This is a genomic window from Aeromonas sp. Prich7-2 (assembly GCF_017939255.1).
Classification (GTDB): Bacteria; Pseudomonadota; Gammaproteobacteria; order Enterobacterales; family Aeromonadaceae; genus Aeromonas; species Aeromonas caviae.
Genome location: NZ_JAGKRI010000106.1, coordinates 1 through 15,123, shown reverse-complemented (window position 1 = coordinate 15,123; position 15,123 = coordinate 1). Strand labels below are relative to the sequence as shown.

Here is a 15,123-nt window from a genome sequence, read left to right as displayed (position 1 = left end):
GTCATCAATAACATTCATGCCGATCATGGTTTCCCATAGAGGAAAAAAGTGATCGGCCTGGGATGTTATTGGGCGATCGGCATGGATGTTATTGAGTGATCGGCATGAATGTTATTGAGCGATCGCCATGCGTGGGAATACGCACTGCCCAGCGCCGCGAAGGCGATCACCAGATAACCCACCACGCCGATGGTGGCACAGAGCCAGTATCCCCAGGCGGAGAAGAACCCCACCAGCTCGCCAAAGCCTGCCCGGGCATAGCTGTAGATGCCGCCGTCGAGCTCGGGTTTGAGCCGCGACAGGTAGAGGAAGCTCATGGCCAGCGCCAGTATGCCGACCCCGGTGACGGCCCAGCCGATCAGCACGGCGCGGGCGCCCGCCACATCGGCCATGTTCTGGGGCAGGCTAAAGATGCCGGCCCCCACCATGGAGCTGAACACCAGCGCCGTGAGGGACCAGAGCCCGATCTTGCTCTCTTTCATGGGCGCTCCTTAACGCAGCCGGCTGGCCAGCGCCTCGATGTGTTCCGGGCCGATGCCGCAGCAGCCGCCGATGAGGTTTGCCCCGGCTCTGCGCCAGCGCTCGGCCCAGCCGAGGTAATCCAGCGGCCCCAGATCGCCACGGATCTCGTCCAGACCGTCATTGGCAGTCGCCTCCTTGGGCTGGGGCGGGAAGGCGTTGGCATAGGCGCCGAGGCGAACGTCGGTGCGCCCCTGAACCTGCAACGCGGCGACGGCCACCTTGAGCGCCCCTTCAATCACCTCGGGCTGGCAGCAGTTGAACAGGATGGCATCCACCCCGGCCGACGCCAACGCGGTCACGGCATCCGCCACCCGCTCGCCGGAGCGCAGGGTGGGCTCACTGCCCGGCGCCTCGTCTTTCAGAGTAAAGGAGACCCAGAACGGCTTGCCGTCCTCGGGCAGCAGGGCCTTGAGGGCCAGGGGCTCGGCGATGAGGCTCATGGTCTCCGCCAGCCAGAGATCCACATGGGGTGACAGGGCACGGATAAGCGGTGTCGCCAGCTCGCTCACCCGCTCGGCCTGATAGAGGTCCGCACGATAGGAGCCAAAGAGCGGCGGCAAGGAACCAGCCACCTTGACGGCTCCCCCCTGCTCGTCGGCCACGTCTCGGGCCAGTTGCCCGGCCAGAGCCGCAAGTGCCTCCCCTTGGGCGGCAAAGCGTGCCTCGCCGATATGGAAGGGCACCAGGGCATAGCTGTTGGTGGTGATCACCCGGGCACCGCTCGTCGCATAGGCCTGGTGTACCTCGCGCACCGTCTCGGGCGCTTCCATCAACGCCAGTGCCGACCACTCCGGTTGACGGAACGGCGCACCACGCCGCGCCAGTTCACGGCCCATACCGCCATCGAGTACCCACAAATCCTGCTTGTCCATCTCTGTCTCTCTGCGTCTCCCCGCCATGACGGGTGTTTATTGTGTGAAACCACATTAAGCCATCAAAACATCTAGACGGCTAGAAATCCCAAATATCATGACCCAAAGTAGAACAAGAGGCAATCGGGGGCTACGAACAAATCCGGACAAGCTCAGGATGATGGCGGCAAAGGGAGGTCTCCCCGGCACAGGCATCACCTGGCCAGGCGCTGAAACGACAAGAGGCCACCCCGGGGGGTGGCCTCTTGTGAAACAGGGGATCAAGGCGGGCACAGCCGCCGATAACCAGGGGCTCAGCGCCCGGCCAGCACCCGCTTGGTCTGCTTGACCCAGTCGGAGACCCGGCCCTGCTGGGGATAGCCCTGCCAGATCTGCTCCCACTGGGCGGGGCTGAGGGGGCGGCCCAGCCGACGCTGCACCCCGGCATAGAGGTAGTCGTGGGCCGTGGTGCGTGCCTGGGCCGAGGTGAGGAACTTGGCAACAGGGTCAGTGAGACGCACGTCCCTCATGCCGAGCAGCGGATAGTCGCTGTGCACCGCCGCCAGCATGGTCTCGCGCATGGCGGATTCGATGTAACCCCGGGCAAACAGGGCGGTGACCGATTCAAGCGACCCTTGATCCGGGCCGTGATACTCCTCGTCGAACACCGGGCTGGGCTCTGCCACGGCGCTTTGCACCACCGCATCGGGATCCTGCTGCGGGACCACCACGGCAGGCTGGGGAGCGACGGGTTTGGCAGGCGTCACCGGCTTGCGCGGTGCGCTCTGGCTGCAGGCACCCAGTGCCAGGGCGAGCGCCACACAGGCCAGCGCACGGGAATGAGTATTCATCTTCATGATTGCTAACGAACTCCTTTAGGATTCCTGAGCGGGCTTCTCATTGCTCGCAGGTTCTACCCGGGTGACCAGCAACTGGTCAATCTTGTAACTGTCGATGTCCACCACTTCGAACTTGTAACCGGCATATTTGACCGAGTCGGTGCGCTTGGGGATCTTGCGCAGCATGTACATGATGAAACCGGCGATGGTCTCGTAGTTCTGGTTTTCCGGGAACTCCTCGATGTCGAAGGCGCGCATCACGTCGGAGATGGGGGTCACCCCGTCCACCAGCCAGGAGTTCTCGTCCCGCTGGACGATCTGCTCTTCCACCACGTGGGTGGCCCACTCCCCCATGACGGTACTCATCAGGTCATTCATGGTGACGATGCCCACCACCAGGGCGTATTCGTTCATCACCACCGCAAAATCGCCGCGATGGTTCTTGAAGTATTCCATTGCCTCGTAGAGGTTGAGGGTGTCGGGAATGATGATGACGTTCTGCACCAGGGAGCCGCTGTTGAGATCGATGCTCTGGCCGCTGATGACGCGGATCAGCAGCTCCTTGGCATCCACGAACCCCTTGATGCTGTCGAGGTTGTGGTCGCACACCAGGAACTTGTTGTGGGGGTGCTCGGCGATCTTCGCCTTGATGCTCTCCTCCCCCTCTTGCAGGGTGAAGTAGATGAGGCTCTCCCGCGCCGTCATGGCGGAAGTGACACCCAGAGACTGGAGCTCGAACACGTTCTCGATGAGCTGGTGCTCCTCGCGCTGGATGACACCGGCTTCGGCACCTGCATCCATCACCGCATAAATATCGTCGGAGGTGATCTCGTCGTTGCGCACCATGGAGATGCGCATCAGCCGGAACAGGCCGTTGGCCATGCCGTTGAACAGCCACACCAGCGGCATCAGCAAGGTGACGCACAGCATCATGGGACGCACCACCACCACAGCGATCCGCTCGGGCATGGTCATGGCAAGGCGCTTGGGCATCAGGTCCGCTATCAGGATGAACATGCCGGTGACGAAGACAAACGAGGCCGCAGAGCTAATCTGGCCGAGCCAGGGCCCCTGGTAGAAGCCGGCAATCAGCTCCCTGATGGCGGGATTGAGGGCGGATTCCCCCAGGATACCGCCGAGGATGGCGACGGTATTGAGGCCTATCTGCACCACGGTAAAGAAGTTGCCCGGCTGGGCCTGCAATGCCAGCACCTTCTCGGCGTGGCGGTTGCCCTCGTCGGCCATCACCTGCAACTTGATCTTGCGGGAGGCGGCAAGGGAGATCTCGGAGAGTGAGAAGAACACGCTGCCGGCGACCAGCAGCATCAGAAAGAACAAACTATCGGCAAAACTCATGATTAACCTATTGCTACAGCCGCCTTAGCACAAGACGGCAAACTGGGCCCGGGAAACCGGACCGTGATTCCATCCGGGACTCACACAGGGGCCATATTCTAGCAGAAAAGCGCCCGCTGGGTGGCGTTATCTTGAACTGCCGTGCCATGCAATGAAAAAGGCGCTCAAAGCGCCTTTTTATTCAATCAGGGCTGGATTCCCGTCGTGCAGCCGCGACGGGAGCTCCACCCAAGGCGCCCCATCAGCCCTTGCCCAGCAGATCGCTCAGGTCATCGGCCTTGGTGTGACGCACATCCTTGCCCTTGACGTAGTAGACGATGTACTCGCAGATGTGCTGGCAGCGATCGCCGACCCGCTCGATGGCCCGTGCCGCCCAGAGCACGTTGAGCACCTGGGGGATGGTGCGGGGATCTTCCATCATGTAGGTCATCAGCTCGCGGATGATGGACTCGTACTCCCGATCCACCTTGTCATCTTCCTTGTAGACCGCCAGGGCGGCATCCAGATCCATGCGGGCGAAGGCGTCGAGCACGTCGTGGAGCATCTTGATGGTGCGACGCCCCATGTTCTCCAGCGACACCAGCGGTGGCTGGGGCTTGTTGGCGTTGTCGGTCAGCATGCGGGCAATCTTGTCCGCCACGTCGCCGATCCGCTCCAGATCCGTGATGGTCTTGATGATGGCCATCACCAGCCGCAGGTCGGACGCGGTGGGCTGACGCTTGGCGATGATGCGGGTGCACTCCTCGTCGATCGCCACTTCCATGGCGTTGACCTTGTGGTCGTTGGCCACGATCTTGCGCGCCGCATCCAGATCCTGGCCATGGATGGCGGCGATGGCGTCGGTGAGTTGCTTCTCCACCAGCCCCCCCATCACCAGTACCTGGTTGCGCACGCTCTCAAGCTCGGCATTGAACTGACCGGAGATGTGTTTGTTGAGGTTCATATTGTCCATACCAGTAATCCTTGTTGCTCCGATTATGCCTTAGCCGTTGAACTGACTGCCAATCTGTTTGTTGATGCCCATCTTGTTCATCTCAATCACCCTTGTTGCACCAACATGCCTTAGCCGTTGAACTGGCTGCCAATCTGCTTGTTGATGCTCAACTTGCTCATCTCAATCACCGGCATCCCTTAGCCGTAACGACCGGTAATGTAGTCTTCGGTCTTCTTCTTGGCCGGGGTGGTGAAGATGGTGTTGGTATTCGAGTACTCGATGAGTTCCCCCATGTACATGAACGCGGTCTGATCCGAGACCCGCGCCGCCTGCTGCATGTTGTGGGTTACGATCACCACGGTGAACTGGCTCTTGAGCTCGTTGATGAGCTCCTCGATGGTGAGGGTGGAGATGGGGTCCAGCGCCGAGGTCGGTTCATCGAGCAACAGCACTTCCGGCTCGATGGCGATGGCACGGGCAATCACCAGACGCTGCTGCTGACCGCCGGAGAGACCAAAGGCGTTGTCATGCAGACGATCCTTCACTTCCTCCCACAGGGCGGCACCGCGCAGGGAACGCTCGGCGGCCTCGTCCAGGGTACGGCGGTCGTTGATGCCCTGCAGGCGCAGGCCGTAGACCACGTTCTCGTAGATGGACTTGGGGAAGGGGTTGGGGCGCTGGAACACCATGCCCACCTGACGGCGAAGGGCGGAGACATCCACGCTCTTGTCATAGATGTTGTGGCCGTGCAGCTGGATCTCCCCCTCGATGCGGCAGATCTCCACCAGATCGTTCATCCGGTTGATGCAGCGCAGCAAAGTGGACTTGCCGCAACCGGACGGGCCGATGAAGGCGGTGACCTGACCCTTGGGGATCTTCATGTTGACGTTGAACAGCGCCTGCTTGTTGCCGTAGTACAGGTTGAGATCCTTCACCTCCAGCGCAGTCTGCTCCGGGGTCAGGTTGAGCAGGTCGGTGGCGGTGTGCGGGGCCGAACTCGGTGTTACGTTGATCATCTGTTTACCTCAAATTCTCTTGGTGGCAGCGGGCAAACGTCTTGCCCGCTGCCGGAATATCTGGTTGGCAGGGAAGACCCCTGCCCGTCTCTGTAATGGCTGGATTAATGTTCCAGCGACCGGAATTTCTCGCGCAGGTGGTTACGAATACCGATCGCCGTCAGGTTGAGGCCGACGATCACCGTCACCAGCAGGAAGGAGGTGGCGTAGACCAGAGGACGCGCCGCCTCGACGTTCGGGCTCTGGAAGCCCACGTCATAGATGTGGAAGCCCAGGTGCATGAACTTGCGCTCCACGTGCAGGTACGGGAAGTTGCCGTCCATCGGCAACGTGGGAGCAAGCTTCACCACCCCCACCAGCATCAGCGGCGCCACCTCGCCCGCCGCACGGGCAATCGCCAGGATAAGGCCGGTCATGATGGCCGGGCTGGCCATGGGCAGCACGATGCGCCAGAGGGTCTCGGCCTGGGTGGCACCCAGCGCCAGCGAACCCTGGCGAATGGTGCTCGGGATCCGGGCCAGCCCCTCTTCGGTGGAGACGATCACCACCGGCAGGGTCAGGATGGCCAGGGTCAGCGCCGACCAGATGACACCAGGGGAGCCGAAGGTCGGGCTCGGCAGCGCTTCCGGGTAGAAGAGGCGGTCGATGCTGCCCCCCAGGGTGTAGACGAAGAAGCCCAGACCAAACACGCCGTAGACGATGGAGGGTACCCCCGCCAGGTTGATCACCGCGATGCGGATGATCTTGGTCAGGCTGTTCTTGCCCGCGTACTCGTGCAGGTAGACCGCCGCCACCACCCCGAGCGGGGTCACGATGATGGCCATCAGGATCACCATGAAGACGGTGCCGAAGATGGCCGGGAAGACGCCACCCTCGGTGTTCGCCTCCCGAGGGTCATCGGAGACGAACTTGCCAATCTGGTGGAACCAGTGACCCACCTTGGCCATCAGGCTCATGTCGTTGGGCCAGACTACATCCAGCACCCGGGACATGGGCATGGTCACCAGCTCGCCGCGCATGTCCTTGACGGTGATGCTGTCTCTGTCCGCCTGGGTACGCAGGGAGAAGAGCTCTTTCTCCAGCACCTGGTAACGGTCGTTGAGCGCCTGACGCTCGCTCGCCAGCTCGGCTTTAAGCTGATCGGTCAGCTTGTCATCCAGCTCGGCCTTGCGCTCTTTCAGGCGCAGGCGCTCCAGCTGGTAGTTGATGCTGCCGATGGCCCCTTTTTGCAGGTCGTTGGCTTGGCTTGAGAGGCCGTTGGCACGGGCCAGCACCCGCTGCAAGGCGGGATGCAGTTCCGTGGTCAGCTCCTGGCCATCTTCCTTCACCGAGGTGATGTAACCATAGAAGTTGCCGTTGGTGGCGCGTTCCACCATGGCGAGCTCCGCCGGCTGGGCGCGCGATTTGATATCGGTCTCCAGCACCCAGCGAAAATCGAGGTCCACGAACTCCCGGTTGCCGGTCTTGACCAGATAACGGGTAATCTCTTCGCGATCCTCCCCTTCCAGCGCCTGGCCTGCGGCGCGCAGGCGCTCCACCGGCACCAGCTCCCGGTCGTTGATCTCGCCAATCAGGACGCTCTTGTTGCCGCTTGCATCTTCAAGTTGCCACTCATAGATGGGATGGGGCCAGAAATAGACCAGACCACGCCAGCCAATCAGCAACAACAGACCCAGTACGGCCACCAGACTCAGGCTGACGGCGCCCCCCGTCATCCAGATCCAGGGGGCCCCCGATTTAAACCACTTACCCATTGTCGATTCCTTAGTCCTTACAGAGAGCTGTACTTTTCACGCAACCGCTGGCGGACGAATTCGGCCAGGGTATTGAACAAGAAGGTGAACACAAACAGCACGAAGGCGGCGAGGAAGAGCACCCGGTAGTGGGAGCTGCCCACTTCCGATTCCGGCATCTCCACCGCGATGTTCGCCGCCAGGGTCCGCAACCCCTGGAACATGGAAAAGTCCATGATGGGGGTGTTGCCGGTGGCCATCAGCACGATCATGGTCTCGCCCACGGCGCGGCCAAGGCCCATCATCACCGCCGAGAAGATGCCCGGGCTCGCGGTGAGGATCACCACCCGGCTCAGGGTCTGCCACGGGGTCGCCCCCAGCGCAAGCGAGCCCTGGGTCAGGTGCTTGGGCACCGAGAAGACCGCGTCTTCGGCGATGGAGAAGATGGTGGGGATGACCGCAAAGCCCATGGCAATACCAACCACCAGGGAGTTGCGCTGGTCAAACTTGATGCCCATGTCGTGGGTCAGCCAGATGCGCGAATCACCGTGCATGAAGGCGTTCTCGATGATGGGGCTCAAGGCGAAAGCGCCCCAACCGATGAACAGCAGCACAGGGATAAGCAGAATGGCGTGCCAGCCTTCCGGCAGCCAGGTGCGGCCGCGCTCCGGCAGATAATTCCACACCAGGGCGGTGAGCAGCATGCCCATGGGCAGCAGGATCAGCAGCAGGATCACCCCGGGCAGGGCCCCTTCGATGATGGGAGCGAGCCACAGACCCGCCAGGAAGCCGAGGATGACGGTCGGCAGCGCCGCCATGATCTCCACCGTCGGCTTGACGTATTTGCGCAGCCCCGCCGACATGAAGTAGGCGGTATAGATGGCTCCGGCGACACCCAGGGGCACCGCGAACACCATGGCATAGAAGGAGGCTTTCAAGGTACCGAACACCAGGGGCACCAGGCTCAGCTTGGCTTCGAAGTCGTTGCTGGCGGAGGTGGACTGCCACACGTACTGGGGCTCGGGATAGCCTTCATACCACACCTGTTGCCAGAGGGCAGACCAGGTTACCTCGGGGTGATCGTTCTCGACGTCAAAGACCTTGAAGTCATCCCCCTGCTGGGTCAACAGCAGGTTGTGGCGAGGAGAGATGGCAACGGCAGCCAGGTTGCCCCCGTCAATCTTCTCGCCAAGCAGCTTGGCTTCGCCGGTGGCATGGAAGAAGTTGATGGTGCCGTCGCTGCCTGCGCTGATGAAGCCCTTGCGAAAGTGCTCGGGGGTCAGCAGGGCGACCGGCGCGTCACCCTTGAAGTCACGGATCTGGGTGAACTGGCGCTTGCCATCCTTTGCCACCTCGAACCACTGGGAGATGACGCCGTTGTCGTTGCCCACCAGCAGGGAGGACGCACCGGAGAGCAGGGCCACCTGGGTCACGCTGGCATTGGGGGCGTTGATCTCCATGACATTGCGCAGGGAGATGTCGCTCAGGTTGTGGATGTCATAGACCGACAGGCGGTTGCCCTCGCGCACGAACAACAGGCGCAGGTTCGGGGTCAGCAGCATCTGGTCAACATGGCGTGGCAGGGACGGAATGGTGTAGGTCTGGCTGCTCCACTCGATTTCGCCGGAGAGGAAATTCTCCTCGCCGCTCATCACCATCAGCACACCACGACCATCTTCGGTCACGGCCGCAGTCGCCATCTTGTCCTTGGTCGCCTCGAAGACCATGCGCGTCAGCGCCTTGCCCTGGGGATCGATCACCACGGGGGTCTCGCCGAAGGGATATTGCAGGCTGGGCTCAATGACGCGAACGTCATTGGGATAGGAGATCTTGAAATAGGGTTGCACCACCTGAGCCTTGCCGTTGGCAAACCCATAGGCGATGAGTTTCTGGCCCGGCGCAGGCGGCGCGACCGCCGTGATCTCGCCGTTCACCTGCGCCTCGCCAATCACCTGTCCGGTCTTGATCTTGCCATCCGGTTGCACGGCAAAGAATTTGACCTTCCCCAGGTCGCTGAAGCGGTAACCTATCTCGTTTTGCTCCTCGACCCCGAGCCAGGCGGTCTTGCCCTTGATGGGCAGAGTGAAGGAAGCAGTGCTCTCCATGCTGGCGCCATTGAAGATGGGCTTCACCACATAAAGCAGGTAGAAGAAGATAAGCAACAGCGCCACCAGCACCAGGGCTCCCCCTGTGGTGACGCCATATTTGGCCAATTTATCCTTGATCCGGCGTTTTCGACTGCCCGCCATGACCAGATTTAACGATTCCGATGACATGCAAGACCTCAATGTGAGCTAGGCTTGGCGGCATTATATGGCGGATGCATGACAGTTTTGTTACATCAACAGCGGCAAAGAGCGCGGGCTTCATCGCAGGGGTGGCAGTTGATATTCGGTGGGAAGCAGGCCGCCGGTCTGGCAGTGAAAAAAAGCAAACGGGGCCATCAGGCCCCGCTGTCATCTTGAGGAAGCGCCTCTTTCGCGCCGAGTCTGGCCGCCTTCTTCTCGGCGCGGCGCCGTTTGAAGAAATCCGACAGCTGGGCCGAGCAGGCGTCGGCGAGTACCTCCCCCGTCAGTGCCACCTGGTGGTTGTGGCGGGGATCCAGCAGGATGTCGAACACAGAACCTGCCGCCCCCGTCTTCAAATCCCGGGCACCATAGACCACCCGCTTGACCCGGCTGTGGATGAGGGCGCCGGCACACATGCAGCAGGGCTCCAGCGTCACATAGAGGGTGGTGTCGAGCAGGCGATAGTTTTCAAGCTGCTTGCCCGCTTCCCGAAGCGCCATCACCTCGGCATGGGCGCAGGCGTCGTGCTCGCTGATGGAACGATTCCACCCCTCTGCCACTATCTTGTCCCCCAGCACCAGCACGGCGCCCACCGGGATCTCGCCTATCCCCTCTGCCCTGGCTGCCAGGGCCATGGCATGGCGCATCCAGCGTTCGTCCTGCTCGCGCTGGCTGATCTGTGCTGCAACTTCAGATGGTTTCACGCCCTGATCCTCTCGTCGATATGATGTCGGCTTGCCTGGCCCCTGCACGGCATCGGCCGCGCACTCCCGGATTGCTGCGTCCCGGCCCTGGGCACACCGGGCCCCTTCCCCCTCGCGCTGACCGGTAGCCGGTAGCCCACGGCAGAAGATGCTGTCAATGAAAGAGAGGCCAAAGGCCCCGGCGACATCGGAACGCCCCGAGTTGGGTGTTCGCCACCCTGTGCCCGCCTAAGGGGGCGGCGATTATGCCAAAACTCCGGCCGGGGCCCAAGTTGCATCTTGGCTGAACAATAAAGAAGCAGTCGGCATCTCCCTGATAAAAAAGGAGTTGCGCCCGCCATATCATCCGATTAGACTTCCTCCCCGTCAGCCGAGCTGACTCCGTCGGTGTGTAGCGCAGCCAGGTAGCGCATCTGCATGGGGTGTAGAGGGTCGGAGGTTCGAATCCTCTCACACCGACCAAATTCCCCGAAAATAGCCCAGTCAAACGACTGGGCTATTTTTTTGCCTGCACGCCCGACGCTTGCCTCTTTTCCTCTCGCCTCCCCCGTTCATCGGGTCGCCGCTTTTTATTGGCATGAATTTTATACAGAACCACTTGAAGCTTTCATAAAGTGCCGCTAGGATACGCAACTTTTCCGCCGGCCATAAAAACAGGGAGGTGGACACTAGGGTGATGGAATCACCGACCGGCTTGCAATCAATGAGGCAAGCATCCATGACCCAAGCTGCTGACTCCCAGCCCGTTCAGCCCCTGATCTCCCCCACGCCCTCCGAGCTCGATTCCGCAGAGCACGGGTTTGGCAGTTCAGTGCACCTCGATGTGATCGATCTCGCCGCCCCGGATGAAGATTACTGAGACGAGCCCGTGCCATAGTGCGGTTCAAGACGCCGGTTTTGCTGTCCGGCACCACCCTTGACCCCGGCCAACAGACCGCCACCGCAAATAACGATAAAATGCTAGTTTTTCTTCAAAAATCAGTTTAATTGACCATCTTCTGCGCCCCAACCTCCCTCTCCTTCATGGACACGCCGTGATACAAACCTACGTTATTGCTCGTCATTTCCCTCTCTCATGTTCGCCTTCGCCATTTTGACCCAATTTGACATTTTAGTTTTAAACATCAGTTCACTACCCGGTCACTTCATAGCCCTCATGCAGGCTGGATTGAACGAAGGCATTTCATACAGCTGTTTTTGCAAAGCTTGGAGTAATGTCGGGATTTGTTTTTGCATTTGTAATTTTATTACGTAATTAGTTACATTTTTAACCCATCCCCTCTACCGAAATCCTCCCCCCTGCCGCCCCGGCGACCCAAGAGCATAACCATCTGCAAAGAGCTTTTACACTAATCACATAAATCCATTTAAAACAGCATCTTAACTATCATCAAAAAACACCCGTTTTAAAAATCAAGTTGACGAATCCGCCATTCTTTTGCACCTTATGAATCGTGTTACCCCGCTGTTACGGGGAGTTTGAAAGAAAGGGATATAGACGTTAGTCGTAGTTAATAAATTCAAAATGTAACTTTTGGAGGAGTACCCACTATGTCGGCACCGGCCCAGACCATCAGCAGCACCCGCCTGCGCATTCAAGGCGAGATGCTTCCCGATTACGCGCAGATCCTGACGCCGGATGCGGTGGCCCTGGTGTCCGAACTGGTGGAACGTTTCGCTCCCCAACGCAATGAGCTGCTGAAGCAGCGAGTCGCACGCCAGGCCCGTATCGATGGCGGCGAGTTGCCGGACTTCCTGCCAGAGACCGCCCACATTCGCGATGGTGACTGGACGGTGCGCGGCATTCCCGCCGATCTGCAGGACCGCCGTGTGGAGATCACCGGCCCGGTCGAGCGCAAAATGGTGATCAATGCCCTCAACGCCAACGTCAAGGTCTTCATGGCCGACTTCGAGGACTCCCTGGCCCCGGCATGGAACAAGGTGATCGAGGGCCAGATCAACCTGCGCGATGCGGTCAACGGCACCATTGCCTACCAGAGCCCGGAGGGGAAGGCCTATACCCTGAATCCCAACCCGGCCGTGCTCATCTGCCGGGTTCGCGGTCTGCATCTGCCGGAGAAGCACGTCACCTTTGATGGTGCCCCCATTCCCGGCGGCCTGTTCGACTTCGCCCTCTATTTCCTGCACAACCACAAGGCGTTGCTGGCCAAGGGCTCCGGTCCCTACTTCTACGTACCCAAGCTGCAGAGCCATCTGGAAGGGCGCTGGTGGAGCGAGGTGTTCGCCTGGACCGAGGACAAATTCGGTCTGCCCCGCGGTACCATCAAGGCCACCGTGCTCATCGAAACCCTGCCGGCGGTATTCGAGATGGACGAGCTGCTCTATCAGATGAAGGATCACATCGTCGCCCTCAACTGCGGTCGCTGGGACTACATCTTCAGCTATATCAAGACCTTGAAAAACCACCCGGATCGCGTCCTGCCGGATCGTCAGGTGGTGACCATGGACAAGCCGTTCCTCTCTGCCTATTCGCAACTCCTTATCAAGACCTGCCACAAACGCGGCGCGCTGGCGATGGGGGGCATGGCCGCCTTTATCCCGGCCAAGGATCCGGCAGTGAACGCCGAAGTCTTCGCCAAGGTGCACGCGGACAAGCAGCGCGAGGCCGACAACGGCCACGACGGCACCTGGGTCGCCCACCCCGGCCTCGCCGATACCGCCATGGCGGTGTTCAACGCCACCATTCCGGTGGGTGCCCAGAACCAGATCGGCGTGCTGCGCGAGCAGGATGCCCCCATCACGGCCGCCGACCTGCTGGCCCCCTGTGAGGGTGATCGCACCGAGGCGGGCATGCGCACCAATATCCGCGTCGCCCTGCAATACCTGGAAGCCTGGATCAACGGCAATGGCTGCGTGCCCATCTACGGACTGATGGAAGATGCCGCCACCGCCGAGATCTCCCGCACCTCCATCTGGCAGTGGATCCGCCACGGCAAGACCCTCTCCAACGGTCAGGCAGTGACCAAGGCGCTGTTCCGCCAGATGCTGGCCGAGGAGCAGGAGGTGGTCAGAGGCGAAGTGGGCGAGGCCCGCTGGCAATCGGGCCGTTTCGCCGAGGCAAGCGCCCTGATGGACGAGATCACCTGCGCCGACACACTCATCGATTTTCTGACGCTGCCCGGCTACGAGCGGCTGTGAGACCCGGGCCGGTAACGGCCCCCATAACAAGTCAATGGAAACGTGAAATCAATGAAAGAGGGAACTGATATGGCACTGACCCGTGAGCAACAGATCCAGGCTATCGAGAAAGACTGGGCAGAAAACCCCCGCTGGAAAGGGATCAAGCGCGGCTACAGCGCCGAGGACGTGGTGAACCTGCGTGGCAGCCTGCAGCCGACACACACTCTGGCCCAACGCGGCGCCGACAAACTGTGGGAGCTGATCCACGGCGGCGCCAAGAAAGGCTATGTAAACTGCCTCGGCGCCCTGACCGGCGGCCAGGCGGTGCAGCAGGCCAAGGCCGGCATCGAAGCCATCTATCTCTCCGGCTGGCAGGTGGCGGCGGACAACAACCTCTCCTCCACCATGTACCCGGATCAGTCCCTCTACCCGGCCAACTCCGTCCCCTCCGTGGTGGAGCGCATCAACAACTCCTTCGCCCGGGCCGACCAGATCCAGTGGGCCAACAAAGTTGGACCAGAGGACAAGGGCTTCATCGACTATTTCCTGCCCATAGTAGCGGATGCGGAAGCCGGTTTCGGCGGCGTGCTGAACGCCTTCGAGCTGATGAAGGGGATGATTGAAGCGGGCGCCGCCGGCGTACACTTCGAAGATCAGCTCGCGTCCGTGAAAAAATGCGGCCACATGGGCGGCAAGGTACTGGTCCCGAGCCAGGAAGCGGTGCAAAAGCTTATCGCAGCCCGCCTCGCGGCAGATGTCTGCGGTACCACCACCCTGGTCATCGCCCGCACCGACGCCAACGCAGCGGATCTGCTGACCACGGATGCCGATCCCTACGATGCCGGCTTCCTGACCGGTGAGCGCACCAGCGAGGGCTTCTACAAGGTGCAGGCCGGCATCGAGCAGGCCATCTCCCGCGGCCTGGCCTACGCCCCTTACGCCGACATGGTGTGGTGCGAGACCGCCAAGCCCGATCTGGACGAGGCGCGCAAATTTGCCGAGGCCATCAAGGCCCAGTACCCGGACAAGATCCTGGCCTACAACTGCTCCCCGAGCTTCAACTGGAAGAAGAACCTGGACGATGCCACCATCGCCCGCTTCCAGCAGGAGCTCTCCGACATGGGCTACAAGTACCAGTTCATCACCCTGGCGGGTATCCACAACATGTGGTTCCACATGTACGAGCTGGCCTACCAGTACGCCCGTGGCGAGGGAATGAAGCACTATGTCGAGATGGTGCAGCAGCCGGAATTCGCCGCCGCCGAGCGGGGCTACACCTTCGTGGCGCACCAGCAGGAAGTGGGTACCGGTTACTTCGACAAGGTGACCACCGTCATTCAGGGCGGCCAGTCGTCGGTGACCGCGCTGACCGGCTCGACCGAAGAAGATCAGTTCCACTGATAGCTGTGTAATGCTCGCAAACAAACCCCGGCCAAGTCCCGGGGTTTGTCGTTATGGGGCTTAGAACCTATCCCAGTAGGCGTAATCGTTGAAGGCAGTTTGAACACGGACAGCGCGCAGAAACCGGAGCGTACTGTAGTACGTGAGGATTTCGAGCACTGCCCAGGTTCAAAATGGCGAATAAGATAGCCTATTGACATCCTCCCCCACCTTAGCGCTTCGCGTCACAGGAGGGGGATTCCCATTACTGGGTGATAGCTGCTCGCGCAGTACCGGGTTCCTGCTTCATCGGGCGGCCTGATTGCACCACGCCTCCACAGGCTAAAACGGCGTGTCCC

Annotated in this window: 11 protein-coding genes, 1 tRNA gene and 1 pseudogene; 4 read left to right on the top strand and 9 right to left on the bottom strand. The window is 60.8% G+C overall.

The window, feature by feature from the left end:
• Window positions 1-143: 143 nt before the first annotated feature.
• From J9892_RS15490 to tadA, 9 genes and pseudogenes are all read right to left on the bottom strand, one after another.
• Window positions 144-482 (bottom strand): annotated as a pseudogene (locus J9892_RS15490) (amino acid permease); the annotation flags it as partial.
• A gap of 9 nt (window positions 483-491) precedes the next feature.
• Window positions 492-1,394, bottom strand: a complete 903-nt coding sequence (locus J9892_RS15485) for a homocysteine S-methyltransferase family protein (RefSeq protein ID WP_210538561.1) — start codon at window positions 1,392-1,394, stop codon at window positions 492-494.
• A gap of 293 nt (window positions 1,395-1,687) precedes the next feature.
• Window positions 1,688-2,230 carry a hypothetical protein gene (locus J9892_RS15480; protein WP_162540598.1) on the bottom strand — a complete coding sequence of 181 codons (543 nt, stop codon included), beginning with the start codon at window positions 2,228-2,230 and terminating at the stop codon, window positions 1,688-1,690.
• Window positions 2,231-2,248: 18 nt separating this feature from the next.
• On the bottom strand, window positions 2,249-3,568 hold the full coding sequence (locus tag J9892_RS15475) for a hemolysin family protein (protein WP_041213150.1): 1,320 nt from the start codon (window positions 3,566-3,568) through the stop codon (window positions 2,249-2,251).
• Window positions 3,569-3,809: 241 nt separating this feature from the next.
• Window positions 3,810-4,520 carry a phosphate signaling complex protein PhoU gene (phoU, locus tag J9892_RS15470; protein WP_029314752.1) on the bottom strand — a complete coding sequence of 237 codons (711 nt, stop codon included), beginning with the start codon at window positions 4,518-4,520 and terminating at the stop codon, window positions 3,810-3,812.
• A gap of 179 nt (window positions 4,521-4,699) precedes the next feature.
• A complete protein-coding gene (gene pstB, locus J9892_RS15465; protein ID WP_010675264.1) occupies window positions 4,700-5,518 on the bottom strand; it encodes a phosphate ABC transporter ATP-binding protein PstB in 819 nt (272 codons plus the stop codon).
• A gap of 104 nt (window positions 5,519-5,622) precedes the next feature.
• Window positions 5,623-7,272, bottom strand: a complete 1,650-nt coding sequence (gene pstA / locus J9892_RS15460; RefSeq protein WP_124813012.1) for a phosphate ABC transporter permease PstA — start codon at window positions 7,270-7,272, stop codon at window positions 5,623-5,625.
• A 17-nt stretch (window positions 7,273-7,289) separates the two neighbouring features.
• On the bottom strand, window positions 7,290-9,527 hold the full coding sequence (locus J9892_RS15455; protein ID WP_043153846.1) for an ABC transporter permease subunit: 2,238 nt from the start codon (window positions 9,525-9,527) through the stop codon (window positions 7,290-7,292).
• A 167-nt stretch (window positions 9,528-9,694) separates the two neighbouring features.
• Entirely contained in the window at window positions 9,695-10,243 is a 549-nt protein-coding gene (tadA, locus tag J9892_RS15450) for a tRNA adenosine(34) deaminase TadA (RefSeq protein WP_210538560.1), read from the bottom strand.
• A gap of 385 nt (window positions 10,244-10,628) precedes the next feature.
• Here tadA and J9892_RS15445 point away from each other — a divergent pair.
• From J9892_RS15445 to aceA, 4 genes are all read left to right on the top strand, one after another.
• Window positions 10,629-10,705 (top strand) — tRNA-Pro (locus J9892_RS15445).
• Window positions 10,706-10,961: 256 nt separating this feature from the next.
• On the top strand, window positions 10,962-11,102 hold the full coding sequence (locus J9892_RS15440; protein ID WP_171865635.1) for a hypothetical protein: 141 nt from the start codon (window positions 10,962-10,964) through the stop codon (window positions 11,100-11,102).
• 692 nt (window positions 11,103-11,794) lie between these two features.
• A complete protein-coding gene (gene aceB / locus J9892_RS15435) occupies window positions 11,795-13,402 on the top strand; it encodes a malate synthase A (protein ID WP_210538559.1) in 1,608 nt (535 codons plus the stop codon).
• 69 nt (window positions 13,403-13,471) lie between these two features.
• A complete protein-coding gene (gene aceA, locus J9892_RS15430) occupies window positions 13,472-14,785 on the top strand; it encodes an isocitrate lyase (protein WP_010675271.1) in 1,314 nt (437 codons plus the stop codon).
• Window positions 14,786-15,123 lie beyond the last annotated feature (338 nt).

Excerpts from the sequence above, each read along its gene's own strand:
- J9892_RS15485 (WP_210538561.1), bottom strand. The coding sequence starts at position 1,394 with ATGGACAAGCAGGATTTGTGGGTACTCGATGGCGGTATGGGCCGTGAA.
- J9892_RS15480 (WP_162540598.1), bottom strand. The coding sequence starts at position 2,230 with ATGAAGATGAATACTCATTCCCGTGCGCTGGCCTGTGTGGCGCTCGCC.
- J9892_RS15475 (WP_041213150.1), bottom strand. The coding sequence starts at position 3,568 with ATGAGTTTTGCCGATAGTTTGTTCTTTCTGATGCTGCTGGTCGCCGGC.
- phoU (WP_029314752.1), bottom strand. The coding sequence starts at position 4,520 with ATGGACAATATGAACCTCAACAAACACATCTCCGGTCAGTTCAATGCC.
- pstB (WP_010675264.1), bottom strand. The coding sequence starts at position 5,518 with ATGATCAACGTAACACCGAGTTCGGCCCCGCACACCGCCACCGACCTG.
- pstA (WP_124813012.1), bottom strand. The coding sequence starts at position 7,272 with ATGGGTAAGTGGTTTAAATCGGGGGCCCCCTGGATCTGGATGACGGGG.
- J9892_RS15455 (WP_043153846.1), bottom strand. The coding sequence starts at position 9,527 with ATGTCATCGGAATCGTTAAATCTGGTCATGGCGGGCAGTCGAAAACGC.
- J9892_RS15440 (WP_171865635.1), top strand. The coding sequence starts at position 10,962 with ATGACCCAAGCTGCTGACTCCCAGCCCGTTCAGCCCCTGATCTCCCCC.
- aceB (WP_210538559.1), top strand. The coding sequence starts at position 11,795 with ATGTCGGCACCGGCCCAGACCATCAGCAGCACCCGCCTGCGCATTCAA.
- aceA (WP_010675271.1), top strand. The coding sequence starts at position 13,472 with ATGGCACTGACCCGTGAGCAACAGATCCAGGCTATCGAGAAAGACTGG.